We start from the raw sequence: 14,437 nt of genomic DNA on the forward strand, positions 1-14,437 counted from the left end.
CTTTCCACAATTCAATCCAAATTTTACCACAAAAAAAACCTATAATACACACTTAATCTTCCCCGTAATGAAAGGAAAGTGCCCTTTTAATGGAATTAGTTTTTTGTTTGATTTATGTCAAATAAATACTTCAATAATAACAACAAAAAATGACAACCCCATCCAAATTAATAATATATAAATAGAACTTTCTAATAAACAACCGCAACATCTAATATGAAGTGGCCAAAATCTTTAATTTTAGTAAAACCATATCGTTCCATTGTGAACCCGAAAAAACCCTGTTGTTGCTCACCCACAAAAAATGGAATCATTAATTATTATCTCTGTAAACTAAAAGAAAAAAATAGTGGCGGTGAAAAAACTGTAGTATTTCCATCGCCACCTTTGACTGTTTACACAGATTTGACTTAAATTACTCTTGCTTTAATTTTTTGTTATGAATCAAGTATTTTACGTCGGCCACCTTTTTAATGAATGCTTGATCGTGGGAAACAAAAATAATTGTTCCTTCGTATGCATCCATAAACTGTTCTAAGGCTCCAATTGCATGAATATCTAAAAAGTTAGTCGGTTCATCTAACACTAGAATATTAAAATCCCCTAAGAATAATTGACAAAGTTGAAGTCTTATTGCTTCTCCTCCACTTAATAACTTCACATTTTTTTGTAGATCAGTGCCTATAAATTGCATTGAGTATAAAACACTTCGTAATAAACCTTCATCATAGTCGGAACGATTCTTCACAAATTGTAGGACTGTTTCATCTGTTGTAAATTGATAACTCATTTGATGAAAATAACCGATCTTTGCTTTTGGGGAAATAGTTAACCCTGGACCATTATTTATAATATGGCGAAGTAATGTACTTTTCCCGCAGCCATTTGGACCTCCAATTGCTATTTTCAATCCAAGCGGCAGTTGGAAGCTTACCTCTTCTAATAATACTCTTTTATTAATTTGCAGTGTCAGTCGGTCTGCCATAATTGGAAATTTATTATGCAGTTCTAAAGCTTTAGACTGACGGAACACAATTTTCTTGTCCTCTTGTACAGCCTCCACTTCTTGAAGTCTTTCCATTCGATGCTCGATTGCTTTTGCAGCACGTTGAACGGCTTTTTGGCTTGTGCCTTTAGATTTTGTTTCAAACATGCGATTCGCCTTTGCCTTTGATTCCTTCTTTGACATACTTCCTGCTTGAGCAATTTTTTCAGCCTTTTTCATTTTTTCTTGTGCCGCTTTTTCGAGTCGGATCTTTTCTCTCATGAATTGTTCATGAGCTTGACGCTGCTGCTCGCGCTCTAGCTGCTTTTGTACAATATAATCACTGTAATTCCCTGAATAAACACGCACCTGACCTTCATGTACTTCCCAAATTGTTGTTACGAGTTCATCTAGAACAGTACGGTCATGGCTAATTAATATGAGTGCTCCATAATAATATTTTAGCTCCTCAAGTAAAAATGCAATGCCATCTTGATCTAAGTGAGTTGTAGGCTCATCAATGAGTAAAGCTTCGTAATATTGAGTAAACAATTGTGCCAGCTTCATCCTTGTTTGTTCTCCACCGCTTAGCTGCTCAGAATTTTGCGGAACGGATAACTTTCCAAGTAAGGCTGGATCTGCATCCCGGGCTTTTGGAGCTTCAAGTTGCTCAAAATATCCGCTTTCCACATGGCGTTTTACCTTCCCATTTGTTGGCTGAACAATCCCTGCCATTAACTTCACTAATGTGCTTTTCCCAGCGCCATTCTTTCCAACTATACCGATTCTGTCAAATTGATGTACTGCTAATCGGTCAATCTTTAAAATTTCTTTATCTAAATAAATAACTTCTATATTTTCTAATTCAAAACAAATTTGTTCCATTATTGCTACCTCCGAAATATTGTGATTTCGTATCGATAGCTAGGATCGATACGAGCTTCTAATTCAAGCTCGTATTAAAAGAATAATAAAAATTGCATGGTTTTTCCTCCTGCCTTTTATTAAAAAAATCACAGACAAATGCCTGTGATTTAGAGTAAAGGAATTTTCCATTTATATTTAGATAACTGCCACATTAAATAATCCACTTAAAATAAAAAGGGCAGATAAAAAGGAAAAGCAGAATAATCTACCTTTCCTCAAGTATTTTGAAGATTATTAAAAAAGGACAGACTAATCCCTTAACTCTGCATCAAAAAAAACAGAGCATTTGACCGTATTTAATTACTGGTTCAAATTTGGGAAACGAAGTCTCATAGAATGTGTCATTTTTTAATAACCCTCCTCAATAAATCTAGTATCATTTTAGTGTGTCTTTTAGAAAAAATCAAGCAGCACTCAGAATTCATTATAGTAAAAAGGTTTAGTAATGCATAAAAAGGGCTAAAAGAGAAGCCCTTTTACTTAGATTTTAAATGCCGAATAACTAACCAAACAATAAATAGATGTTTAGCACCCATAATCTAAAAAAATGCATCGCGCTGGACTTAGTTCCCCTACATAAAGGAAACAAATTGACTATGCCATTAAATGATTAATCCTCTTTTATTATTGGTTTTTTTACTGCTCTTACTTCATATTTACCTACTTCAGTATTTAAAATATAATCTGGCTTCGGCTGATTCAAGTTTGCTTTATGACCTGCAATATGAGCATCACTTTTTTCCCACTGCTTCCAATACTCTTCTGATTCCCAAGTTACTAAAATAATAACCTCTTCTTCACCACGTCTAACTTTCTTCACCAGTACTTTTAGGTCAACAAAGCCTTCCTGTTCTTCAAGTATCCCAGCTTTGCTAAAGCGCTCTACTACTTTCTCAGAGTTTCCTTCTGATACTGTCATTTTTCTTAATTGAACAAACATATACATATCCCCAATCTTCTATATAATCCAAATGTATTCCGAAGCTCTTCGAAAATTACACTTCTGAAGAGTTATCTCCAAGTTCTTCGCTTGTAATTTCAATTGAATTCTGTTGATTAATTTCATCTTCATGAATTTCAAACAGCTCAGTAAATTCATTAATAATCATTTCAACAGCCTTTAATTCACCTACTATAATAGGATTAATAGTTTGCAGCTCCGGTGATTCTAATTGCTGCTTTAATGTTGAACGCTTTACATTCAGTCTGTTTAAAAATTCAATTGCTCTTCCCCGACGAAATGTTTTTGCACCTCGATGATGTTCTCTTTTCCTATGGCCGCCACCCCTTGAATGACGATGTTCTTCCCAATTGAGTCCATCTGCAAAATGTTTATCATCTCTTCGATACCTTCTATCATATCTTCCTCTCAAAACACAAACTCCTCTCCGTATACAAATGTATACCTCTGATATTATCGTATACTTTTGTATACGATTAGTCAATGAAATAATTTCAGCATTACTCCTTTAATATCCAGAAAATGTTCAACCATTTAAGATTTAGCCTATGTATAAATTATTAAGGAAATTAACCTCAGTTAGATAATCCTGGCACTGTTATAAGTTATATTCCATTCAATGGCATAGGAGAATTTTAAAGAAAGAAGGGGGCTGTCTCGGAAGTATTACAAACTTCTGGGGCAATTTCTTTATATTATAAAAGTCCTTTAAAACTTCTGTATCTGTCACTTCGTTTTCGATACAGATAAATTGTATCTGTCACTTCGTTTTCGATACAGATAAATTGTATCTGCCGCTCCACTTTTGGTACAAATACGGTCTTGCCTTTCATCGCACAATGGGGACGTCCCATATCATTATGAGACGCCCCCTTTTGTTTTTCTTTTTTCTATTTCATTAATTGTATTGTACTAAGTATATTTCCTACATAAACTATATTAATTAATCGACTAAGAAGAGAAAGGTAGGGAACATGATAAACGATAATGTATTTAATGGTACCTTTCAAAATTTAAGTCAAAAAAACATGCCTTTTGAACAAGTCTTTTTAAATATATTGCAGTTTATGGAGAAAGATCCCACCGGAAATTTCAAGCTTATGTTCGGAACAGATTCACAGGTTTATAGTAGAGAAACGAAGTTTATTACAGGTATTGTGATTCAGCAGGAGCGAAAAGGAGTTTGGGCTTGCTTTCGAAAAGTCATTTTACCTAGAAAAATGGAAAACTTGCATGAACGAATTTCATATGAAACCACCTTAACAGAAGAAGTCGTTTCATTATTTACTGAAGATAAAAAGGAACAGCTTATACAAATTGTTCTGCCAAACATTTATAAAGGTGCAAGCTTAACGATTGAAGGACATATTGACATAGGCTCAGGAGAAAGAAATAAAACGCGAATCTTTGTAAAGGAAATGATTTCACGAATGAATTCCATTGGTTTAAAGGCGAAGATCAAACCGGATTCTTTTGTTGCAAGCTGCTATGCAAATCGATTCACAAAATAATATGCAACTATTTTACAGGGCTATTATACAATCGGTTTAAGTAGTGCCGAATTGTTTCTGAATTATGTGTGAACCGGGTACAATATAAGTAGTAGATATAAAAATTGGAGGAATTAAATATGTTACCGAATTTTGAGGAAAATTTACAAAAATACGCAAAGTTATTAGTTGCAAAAGGAATTAACGTGCAGCCTGGAGATTGGGTAAAGATGACAATTGCTGTAGATCAGGCTCCTTTAGCACGCTTAATAACGAAAGAAGCCTACGCTTTAGGTGCACAAAAAGTCATTGTGAAATGGGCTGACGATGAAATTAGCAAATTGCATTACCTTCATCAGCCTACAGAAGTGCTGACGAATATTCCGCAATATGAAATCGATGAATCAGAAGATCATGTATTAAATCACCGTGTTAGCAGACTTTCAATTATCTCAAGTGACCCGGGTCTATTAAATGATGTAGATCCTGCTAAGGTTGCTGCTTACCAAAATGTTTCTAGTAAAGCCTTCCATATCCAACGAAAAGCTACTCAAAATGACGATTTGAAATGGACGGTTGCGGCTGCTGCTGGTGCAGGATGGGCTGCTAAAGTATTCCCCAACCTTGAAACATCTGAAGAACAGGTTGATGCATTATGGGATCAAATTTTCAAAACATGTCGGGTATATGAAGAAGACCCAATTGTTGCATGGGATCTCCATAAAAAGACATTAAATGAAAAAGCTGCAAAACTAAATGAAATCCAGTTTGATGCACTTCACTATACAGCTCCTGGTACTGATTTAACCTTAGGCTTGCCAAAAAATCATATATGGACATGTGCTGAAAGCTATAATCCAAAAGGTGAAGAATTTATTGCCAATATGCCAACAGAGGAAGTGTTTACAGCTCCTGATACTCGCCGTATGGAAGGTGTAGTTCGCAGCACTAAGCCGCTCAGTTACGCAGGGACATTGATTGAAGGAATCGAAGTTCATTTTAAAGATGGTAAAATCATTGCAATTTTTGCTGAAAAAGGCGATGAAGCAATTAAGAAATTAGTCTTTGAAAATGAAGGAGCAACTGGTTTAGGTGAAGTAGCACTCGTTCCAGATCCATCCCCTATTTCACAATCAGGCATTACTTTCTTTAATACGCTATATGATGAAAATGCATCAAACCATTTAGCAATTGGTTCGGCTTACCCAACGACAATTCAAGGAGGAACATCGATGAGCCAAGAAGAATTGTTAGCACAGGGTATGAATACATCAACGGTTCATGTTGATTTCATGATTGGCTCCGATAAAATGAATATCGACGGCATTAAGCAAGACGGCACAATTGTACCAATTTTCCGTAATGGGGATTGGGCAATTTAACTTCAAATATAAAACAATCTCTTCCTACATTCACATAGTGGAAGAGATTGTTTTTAGTTTCGAAATATTAAATAACTAATTAAAAATTCACTCCAAGTTGAAATCAAGTTAATTAATATTGAAACTTGAATATAGGTAGAGATAAAAAAACTATTTTATTGCAGTAAGACTATTGCTTCTATCCATTTTTAGTAACATTTCCGTTTCTGCTTTTACATTCTGAATAAGTTCACTTATTACGTCCAATAAAGAGTTTAAAGCCTTTTGTACGTACCCATTCTCAAATTGCTCCAAAGGCTCCGGCAGCTCATCTTCGTCCAAAATAAAGTACTCTCCATTAGGAAGGACTAAAACATCAATAATCAAATCTTCAAATTCAATTATTTTATCTAAGGACTTTGTATTTTTAACAATATTAAAATAAGCTCCTATATAATTTCCTTTTTCATCTTTCCAAAAATATAGATTATAAGGCTTGTCCATCCAATAATACGCAATTGTATAACTGCCTTTAGGGATAGTTTTTTTCTTTTGACCAGCCATCATAGAAAAAGAGTGTTCGATTTTATGTAAAAGTACTACCCTTTGCTGCTCTGCTAGTAGTAGTTTACATTTATGCTCAACTATTTTTGAATCATAGCAGATTTTTCTTTCTACAATTGCATCATTTTCCTGAATCTCCAATTCCACTATTCAACCTTCTTTCAGTAAAATTATCCATTCAAATAATAGACCTTACACGATTATTTTGAGATCTATATAATTGTGATTATTTAAATATATGTTCCTCGTTTTAAAATCAAGAAGTTTACTTTGTTCGTTTTTAACATTCAACATGTAATTTACACGCTTATATAAAAAATCTACTACTATTCTGAAAAATGTTTTAAATGTTGAACAATAAACTCTGCATCAAATCCTACTCCTTGCATCAACGCTGATCCCCGACGATACTGCCAAGGCAGACCGATAAAGTAAAGTCCTTTTATATTTGAGACACCTCTAGAATGAATAATTTGTCCTTTTTCGTTAAACACTTCTTCTATCTCTAGCCAAGGATACTTTGACTCAAAACCAGTAGCCCATATAATATTATTCACATTTAAAGTAGACAAGTCTCCAAAGGTAATTTGATTATCCTTCCCAGCAATTACTTTTGATTTTATCGTTACTTCTTTTCTTTTAATAGCATCTTTCAATTCATAGCCAAATATAGGGTCGCCTCTTTTTTGAATCCTTTTACCCAAAAAGGAATCTGTATTCGCTTTTAAAATACCCAGTTTGTCAAACCACCAAAAAATACTTTTATTTTGGATACTTAAAGGCAAGTACGATATTTTTTTATTGATTGCTAAGTATGTTTCCCTTTCTTTCGATAGCTCGACTGCAATTTGCGCCCCACTATTCCCACCACCGACAATAAGTACATTTCCGTCTTTTAGCTGGCTAGGATTTTTATATTGGGAAGAATGAACTTGATAAATCTCTTTTGACAAATCCCTTGAAAATAGTGGCATCTTTGGATATTGAAATGCTCCAGTTGCAATAATTAGATTTTTCGATTTAAAAACGCCTTGATTAGTTTTTACGTAAAAAACATTTTTGATTTTAGATACTTTTACTACTTCAGTTTCAAGGTTAATAGGCAGGTTAAATGTAGTTGTATATCGCTTTAAATAATTTACAACTTCAAACTTCGATGGAAATCCATGTGTCTCTCCTTCAAACACTAGACCTGGTAAAGAGTTATACATTCTAGGTGTAAATAAAACTAATGAGTCATATCTATTTCTCCAACTATCTCCGACTTCCTGCCCTTTATCCAATATTATAAATTTATCACTATTTTGTTTTAAGTAATACCCAATTGAAAGACCTGCTTGTCCCGCTCCTATTACAATTGTGTTATACATTAAAGTCCCACCTTCCAAAAATACATATATGAACATATAATCATATATGAATGTTAATGTATTACCATACCCAAGATCAACCAAAATTAAGAAGAATTAAAAGATTAATTTTCCCTCGTTCAAAACATTGACGTGTTTACTAAGCTTTACAAAAAAACATCTAGACTGCACAATAAACTTTGTATCAATCATTACTAAAGGAAAAATTCATATCTATTACAAGTGACTAGAGAGGAATCCTCATGGGTGCATATTTACTATTAATCTTAGCTATTGTTAGTGAAGTGTTCGGCAGTTCAATGTTAAAAATAACAAACGGCTTTAAAAATCTCTTCCCCTCTCTTGGGGTAATCGTTGGATATGGTATTGCTTTCTATGCTTTATCTTTATCTTTGAAGACGCTGCCACTAGGAGTAGCTTATGCTATTTGGGCAGGTGTGGGAACAGCACTTACTGCGATAGTTGGCATTATCATTTACAAAGAAGAGTTTAATAACAAAAAACTATTTGGGTTAGTTTTAATTATTTTCGGAGTAATTTTATTAAATATGGGCGGAACCCATTAATTCTAGAATGGGAGGAAGATAGATGAAAGGATATATATTTTTGGCGATCTCTATTGTTGGAGAGATTTTTGCTACTACAATGCTAAAAATGTCTGAGGGGTTTACCATTGTCTCCCCTTCTATTGGGGTAATTGCCGGTTATGCATTGTCATTTTATTGCTTATCCATGTGTCTTAAAACAGTCCCCTTAAGTTTAGCATACGCCATTTGGTCGGGAATAGGAACAGCGTTAACTGCCATAATTGGTGTAGTTGTATGGGGAGAAGTTATTACCTCACTAAAGGTCTTTGGAATATTAATGATTATTGGAGGAGTTGTATTATTGAATTCATCTAAAAATATAGAGACAGCAAATGAACCTTCAAGCTAACATTCTTTTGCTGCCATTGTAGACAAATAGACAGGACTGGAATTTCATAGTCTAGCGAGATTTAAAAAAGTGAAGAAAAGTAAAAAATCCTTTTCTACACTTTTATTCTTTTCCTTTCTCTAGGAAATATTTCCCCTTTTATCCCAATTCGTTTTCCAAAATACGCTATCCTGATTAGATTTTATAACTTAAATCGATTTACTGCCTCATTTAAGTTTTCTGCCATTTGAGAAAGACTATTTGCTGATGAAGAGATTTCTTCCATAGTTGCTGATTGCTCTTCAGAAGAAGCAGCAACGTTTTGAATATTTCCAGATGTTTGAGTGGAAATAGCACTTAATTCGTTCATTGAAGCTGAAATAAGTTGTATTCCCTTGTTCATCTCGTCGATTGCATGATTAATCCCTATAATTTGATTGTTGACACTATTAACCGACTCCAAAATATTACCAAAGTCAACACCGACATGTTCGAACGATGAAACACCGTCTTTTAAAGTATTGTAGCCTACAGCCATGGATTCAACCGCATTTGCAGCTTCATCCTTAATTATTTCAATTTTGCTTCTTATATGGTTAGCAGCATCTTTAGATTGGTCAGCCAGTTTACGAACTTCTTCGGCAACAACAGCAAACCCTTTCCCATGTTCACCAGCACGTGCTGCCTCAATTGAAGCATTTAATGCCAGTAAGTTTGTTTGATCTGTAATCTCAGTTATGATTGTTACAATGTCACTAATTTCTTTCGTATAATCACTTAAACGGTTCACTACATCAGAAGTTTCTTGTATTGTCTTATAAGTGAAATGGATTTTTTCCACAGCATTTTCAATAACCTTGCTGCCATTTTCCGCAATATTAGTTGTTTTTTGTGAATTGTTCGCAACCATACCTATATTCTCAGAAATCTGTTGCATACTACTAGAAATATTCGATACGCTATCGTTCATATTTTCAATATGGGATACTTGATTTTCCATACCACTAGATACTTCTTGAATTGCCCCAGTAATTTGGTTAATAGATTGACTTGTTTGCTCTGCACCGGCCATAAGTTCCTCAGAGGTAGCAGCTACTGTGTCTGCGTTTACTGAGATGGAAGCAATTAATTCGTTTAAACTTTGCACCATCCTTTGAATACCTTCAGCTAATTGAGCGATTTCATCTTTCCCTTTTATGTTGAGCTCATCCATAGATAGATCCCCGTCAGCTACACGGCTTACATAATTTCGAATTAAAATAAGTGGATTGATAATTTTCTTGCTTACTACGAAAGCAATAGCCACTCCGATTATAATAAATACCAAGGATGTAATAATGGATACAGCTAAAATATTTGACAACAACTTTTGAATGAACGATGCATCAATATCTATCCCTATTAACATATTCGTTCCTTCAAGAGAGGCAGAGATGGATTTATGAACCCCATATTCATCTTCATAAATATCACTTATTTCAGTTGAACCTTCCGTGAATGTTTTATTCATTTCCCCAGTTATCGCATATTCTGTTCCATATAAGTCATCACCGTTAACTCCAACGATATAACTTTTACCATCTTTTTGTGTCAAAATATATATTAACTGAATCGAATCATGTTTTTCAGCAAAATTATTTAGAAGGTTTAAAAGTTCTTGATATTGTTGTTGATTTCCATCATCCGCAGCCTCCGCAACAGATGGGTCAATTTCCAACTGCGCCTCTTGTACTAATAACTCAAGGTTTTTTTCAAATTGCACTAGCACATGGTTATTTACGATACTTTGTGAAAATGTGTATAGAATGAAGCTAAAACAAATTGAAAATATTGCAATAGGAATGACAAAACTTAAAACATATTTCATAAGAATAGAATGTTTAAATTTAGATAAGAACTTCATTTTCTATTTCCTCCAGTTCTTTAATAGCACTGTCTAGAGCTGTGGTAATATGGTCTAAATGTTCTATTGTTGTATAAGGAGAAATTGAGAAAAACTTTGCTACATAAACTGGAAGTCGTTCTTTTGAATCTGAAGCATATACCATACATTGTTTTTTTGTATCTCCAAAGAATACATCTTCACGATTTTTACCTAAAATCTCAAATAATCGATCGTTTAATTCGTTTGTTTTTTCAATTTCATCGACCTTTAATTTTCCGCTTATTTCAAGATCCCATTTTGCTTTATTCTCATACAATCTAAAAGTAGTAATTGGTCCGATTGTTTCGCTATTAGTAATACCTATTCTAGGGAAATTTGTTATTAATTTTTTACGGAAAGCTAAATTTACACGAATATAGTTAGCTAGTAATTGTTGATAACCTTCCACACCAAAAGCTAATAATGATGCATAGATGGAAATTGCGCTTCCCATTCGCGAGCATTCTAAAGTATATCCTGTATGGTAGCTTCCATAGCCTCGATTGCCTACATACGGTGTATCAAATTCCTCTAGGTCAAGTAAGCCAAAGTCTTGTCCATTTTTAACTAAATAAAGGCTTGCGTTGTAAGGGTTTTGTCCAAGTTTATGGAAATCAAAACAACAACTATCAGCAAGATGAATATATTTCATTCGATTATTTATTTTCTTCAGACTTGTTAATACTTCTTCTTCAAATTGAAGTGGATTGTTCATAAAATCATATTCACGGAAAAAGCTATAAAATCCGCCCATCGCAGAATCCGCATGAATATGAATTGGTTTTAATTGATATTTCTCTTCTATTTCAGCAGCTATTTCTTTAATTGCTTTAACATCATCGATTCCAAAACTATCAGTTGCTCCTGTAGTTGCAACAATATAAACTGGAATTCCTCCATTTTGAATGACTTTTTCCAGTTTTAATCTTAAATCATCTAAGTCCATGGAATGATCTGATCCTGCTTTAACAGTTATTAAATGATTGCTCCCAATTCCAGTTGCCTCAACAGATTTTAGTAAACTATAATGAGCATTTTCAGAAGCAAAGCAATATAAGTTATTTGGAATGCCTTCCTTATTTGAGTTTGGAAATTGCTTAACAATCGCAAGCCGCAAGCCGTTAAATACAGCTCCTTGACCACCCCATGTCGTATAGCCCCAGCTTTTTGTATAATCATATCCCACTATCTTTGACATCATCGAAATAACTCTAACCTCTGCTTCTGTCGCTGCTGGTCCATAAACATCCCACAAACTATTTGAGTTTAATAAAGATGCTGTTAATTGGCCGATAACTCCCGGAATACTTGCTAGCGGAATAGAATTAGTTACATAGTTTCTTGTTTGATAAGGACTTCCCTTTGAGAGATTTATTAACTCATGGACAACTTGTTCCATTTCAATTCCCGTTTGAGGTGTATTTGTATTCTCTATAAGTTCTTTATAAAAATCATCACTTTTTTCTTGAATAGTACCTAACGTAGATTTGTTAGGATTTTTTAAATTGTCGATGTTCATTACCAAGTTTTCAATATTTTTTAAGAATGCCTTTTGTTGAAGCTTGCTTCCATCCTCACTTGGAAATAGTTGTTGTACACTTTTAAAATCCATTGTCATTCCTCCAATTGCTTATTTTAAAGCCTTTTATAAACGTTCTTTATAAATTGGAAATTTAAAATAAAAAACATTTACTTACAAAAAAAAGCCCTTTGAAAAAAGGGTTGCAAAATGTTAGAAAAAAATTGTATTCATAATAGATTGCAACCCAGCCGTCATAGCAATGAACCTTAGACCTGAAGCTTTGCGTCCTCATTTTTCAATGAGTTTGCTTTTATTGTAATTATTTACATTATGACGTAATAATACCATGTGGATTGGGTCATTTTTCTAATTTTATTAATTCTGAATAGATAGAATATTACTACTAATCATCTTTTAAAAATGTGAAATAATAAATGCTAATTTACTTTATTAGGAAGCCAAATATATATAATTAACTAAAATGAACAAAAAAGACACCCTATAAAGAGTGTCCGAGAATTACAAATCATTATGTATATATCATCGTGATGTTAGAATGCAAAATTTATTATTTTCAATTAAGGATTAAGTACATTTTAATATTGTGATTGGAAAGTCCAATAGTTATTTAATATAAAATTAACAATAGGGATTACTAAAATTGTAACTAACTCCCCTACAAAATAGTGATAATCAAGGATACGTACAATAAAAAACATTAGCAAGAAATTCAGTGTAAAACCAATTGTGGATACAATAAAAAAACGCAATAGTTTCTGATATGTAACATTACTACCAAATGTATAACGTACATTCAAAAAAAACGAAACAATAGTCATTATAATGAAGGCAATAGCTGAAGCAATTACAGGTTCATTGTGAAATCGTTCTACTAAAACAAAAACAGAAAGAAAGTAAATACACGTACTAATACAACCTACAAAACTATATTTAATAAACTTTTGAAATAAACCTTTACCCAACAACACCGTTCTTCCCTCTCAAAATTTTTCTAGTTCTAATCCTTCTATAAACGCACTACAAAGAATTCTATTTCTTTATTCATAACGCAACTTATTACCTTTTTTCGCAATAACTTTCCCTTTGCCTGGAAAAGGTTCTCTGGATGATTGTTTACGATTTATTAATAAAACAAGTTGAAGGAAAATAATTGGTAAAAATGATTTTTTATATGCCAAATACTTTGGTTCCCATTCTGTAGCAAATTTACCTTTAAACTCTCTTAACCCTTTAAAATTGTACTTTTTATTTCCATAAAGATAGATACAACGAATGATTTTTTCACTAATAAATGAATGCTTGCAATTTCCTACATTCGATAATGGGGCCATTCCTAAACTACAATTTTGGTAGGCTTTGTTTTTTGCCCAGTCAAAAATATGTAAAAATAATACATCCATCGTTCCATGCGGACTTTGTTTACATTTTCTCATAAGGTCAATTATCAAGGTTTGTTTGTAATCTGTTGCCAAGGTGGCAAATGCAATAATTTTTCCTTCTGGATCATGCATAAGAGCTATTGGGAAACGAGCAACATAGTCTTCTCGGTGAGAAACAACTGAAAATCCTTTTTCCTTTCCTCCACCTAACCATGAATCAGAAATTGCTTTTAACTCTAAAAGAAGTTCTTTTGAATAAGGAGGTTCTACAACACGAAATGTAAACCCATTACGGGAGAATTTATTTATTCTAGTTCGTAATTTTGCTCCCTTTTTTCCTTCGAGAGAAAATCCCGCAAGTTTTACAATCGCCTCCTCCCCCAACTTTACAAAGCGATATCCAGACTCATGATAATATTGCATATATCGAGGGCTCGTTTGGTAAAAGATTGGTTTCAAATTTTTCAATTTACAATATTCATTGAATTCATTAATTGCATTATGTATGTATGATTCATCTCCAATAGGATCACCAAGTACTACCAATTTATTGAAGATTTGCTTATAAACAATAAGTGCATTTCTATCTTTAGTCCAGAATTGTTCTTTATCTTTTAAAAATATTAAATGCGAAGCATGATTGCCTCCTTGTTCTTTTAAAAATAAAAGTAATTCATCATAATGAACATGCACCTGATTATCAAATATATTTTTAATACTACTCTGTTTTTGAGAAAAGGAAATGAGCTTTTTAATATAAAACAAGGTGTTTCCTCCTACAAGTATCAACAAATTAACCAACTATGATATTACCATATAAGAAGTGCTGTTCATAGGTGGTAAATATTTACCAAAACCTCACTCTTGGCGGATACTATTCATGGATATATAAAATAAAAAACACTTCATTTAAATGCTAATAGAGAGAAGTAATCTATTACAATTGAATATAAAAATACAAATCCCGAAAGTTCATTTTAATTTTCAGGATTTGCTTATATTAGTTAGTTTTTAAAAT

14 protein-coding genes and 1 riboswitch are annotated in these 14,437 nt (G+C 33.2%); of the genes, 4 read left to right on the top strand and 10 right to left on the bottom strand.

Features of this window, described 5'->3' with window-relative positions:
* Nucleotides 1-415: 415 nt before the first annotated feature.
* From MKY04_RS18940 to MKY04_RS18950, 4 genes are all read right to left on the bottom strand, one after another.
* Nucleotides 416-1,870 (bottom strand): Msr family ABC-F type ribosomal protection protein, encoded by a 1,455-nt coding sequence (locus tag MKY04_RS18940; RefSeq protein WP_346234952.1) that lies wholly within the window; start codon nucleotides 1,868-1,870, stop codon nucleotides 416-418.
* Between the two features lie 342 nt (nucleotides 1,871-2,212).
* Nucleotides 2,213-2,257 (bottom strand): erythromycin resistance leader peptide, encoded by a 45-nt coding sequence (locus tag MKY04_RS22320; RefSeq protein WP_126293129.1) that lies wholly within the window; start codon nucleotides 2,255-2,257, stop codon nucleotides 2,213-2,215.
* 265 nt (nucleotides 2,258-2,522) lie between these two features.
* Nucleotides 2,523-2,852, bottom strand: a complete 330-nt coding sequence (locus tag MKY04_RS18945; RefSeq protein ID WP_346234953.1) for an antibiotic biosynthesis monooxygenase — start codon at nucleotides 2,850-2,852, stop codon at nucleotides 2,523-2,525.
* Between the two features lie 55 nt (nucleotides 2,853-2,907).
* Nucleotides 2,908-3,285, bottom strand: coding sequence for a hypothetical protein (locus tag MKY04_RS18950; RefSeq protein ID WP_346234954.1), 378 nt, complete (start codon nucleotides 3,283-3,285; stop codon nucleotides 2,908-2,910).
* Between the two features lie 562 nt (nucleotides 3,286-3,847).
* On the opposite strand from MKY04_RS18950, the gene MKY04_RS18955 reads away from it, so the two are divergent.
* Together MKY04_RS18955 and MKY04_RS18960 are read left to right on the top strand one after the other, a co-directional pair.
* Nucleotides 3,848-4,384 carry a ribonuclease H-like YkuK family protein gene (locus MKY04_RS18955; protein WP_126293071.1) on the top strand — a complete coding sequence of 179 codons (537 nt, stop codon included), beginning with the start codon at nucleotides 3,848-3,850 and terminating at the stop codon, nucleotides 4,382-4,384.
* 119 nt (nucleotides 4,385-4,503) lie between these two features.
* Nucleotides 4,504-5,745, top strand: a complete 1,242-nt coding sequence (locus MKY04_RS18960) for an aminopeptidase (RefSeq protein WP_346234955.1) — start codon at nucleotides 4,504-4,506, stop codon at nucleotides 5,743-5,745.
* 150 nt (nucleotides 5,746-5,895) lie between these two features.
* On the opposite strand, the gene MKY04_RS18965 is transcribed toward MKY04_RS18960, so the two are convergent.
* Nucleotides 5,896-6,435, bottom strand: a complete 540-nt coding sequence (locus MKY04_RS18965; protein WP_126293069.1) for a DUF402 domain-containing protein — start codon at nucleotides 6,433-6,435, stop codon at nucleotides 5,896-5,898.
* A 179-nt stretch (nucleotides 6,436-6,614) separates the two neighbouring features.
* The gene (locus tag MKY04_RS18970) at nucleotides 6,615-7,658 is read right to left on the bottom strand and encodes an NAD(P)/FAD-dependent oxidoreductase (RefSeq protein WP_346234956.1); all 1,044 of its coding nucleotides are present in this window, start codon (nucleotides 7,656-7,658) and stop codon (nucleotides 6,615-6,617) included.
* Nucleotides 7,659-7,900: 242 nt separating this feature from the next.
* Between MKY04_RS18970 and MKY04_RS18975 the strand changes: the two genes are divergently transcribed.
* Together MKY04_RS18975 and MKY04_RS18980 are read left to right on the top strand one after the other, a co-directional pair.
* Nucleotides 7,901-8,224 carry a DMT family transporter gene (locus MKY04_RS18975; protein ID WP_126293068.1) on the top strand — a complete coding sequence of 108 codons (324 nt, stop codon included), beginning with the start codon at nucleotides 7,901-7,903 and terminating at the stop codon, nucleotides 8,222-8,224.
* A gap of 22 nt (nucleotides 8,225-8,246) precedes the next feature.
* Entirely contained in the window at nucleotides 8,247-8,594 is a 348-nt protein-coding gene (locus MKY04_RS18980; RefSeq protein ID WP_126293067.1) for a DMT family transporter, read from the top strand.
* Between the two features lie 181 nt (nucleotides 8,595-8,775).
* Here the strand turns inward: MKY04_RS18980 and MKY04_RS18985 are convergent, their stop codons facing one another.
* The 4 genes from MKY04_RS18985 to MKY04_RS18995 form a co-directional block, all read right to left on the bottom strand.
* Nucleotides 8,776-10,476 (bottom strand): HAMP domain-containing methyl-accepting chemotaxis protein, encoded by a 1,701-nt coding sequence (locus MKY04_RS18985; protein ID WP_346234957.1) that lies wholly within the window; start codon nucleotides 10,474-10,476, stop codon nucleotides 8,776-8,778.
* Nucleotides 10,460-12,109 carry a pyridoxal phosphate-dependent decarboxylase family protein gene (locus tag MKY04_RS18990; protein WP_346234958.1) on the bottom strand — a complete coding sequence of 550 codons (1,650 nt, stop codon included), beginning with the start codon at nucleotides 12,107-12,109 and terminating at the stop codon, nucleotides 10,460-10,462. Before MKY04_RS18990 ends, MKY04_RS18985 begins: the two co-directional genes overlap by 17 nt.
* Before the next feature lie 145 nt (nucleotides 12,110-12,254).
* Nucleotides 12,255-12,338: riboswitch (cyclic di-GMP riboswitch) on the bottom strand.
* Nucleotides 12,339-12,615: 277 nt separating this feature from the next.
* Nucleotides 12,616-13,008 carry a GtrA family protein gene (locus MKY04_RS22325; protein ID WP_410798363.1) on the bottom strand — a complete coding sequence of 131 codons (393 nt, stop codon included), beginning with the start codon at nucleotides 13,006-13,008 and terminating at the stop codon, nucleotides 12,616-12,618.
* 69 nt (nucleotides 13,009-13,077) lie between these two features.
* Entirely contained in the window at nucleotides 13,078-14,184 is a 1,107-nt protein-coding gene (locus tag MKY04_RS18995; RefSeq protein ID WP_346234959.1) for a phosphatidylglycerol lysyltransferase domain-containing protein, read from the bottom strand.
* Nucleotides 14,185-14,437 lie beyond the last annotated feature (253 nt).

Source organism: Lysinibacillus telephonicus (assembly GCF_039654155.1).
Lineage (GTDB): Bacteria > Bacillota > Bacilli > Bacillales_A > Planococcaceae > Ureibacillus > Ureibacillus telephonicus.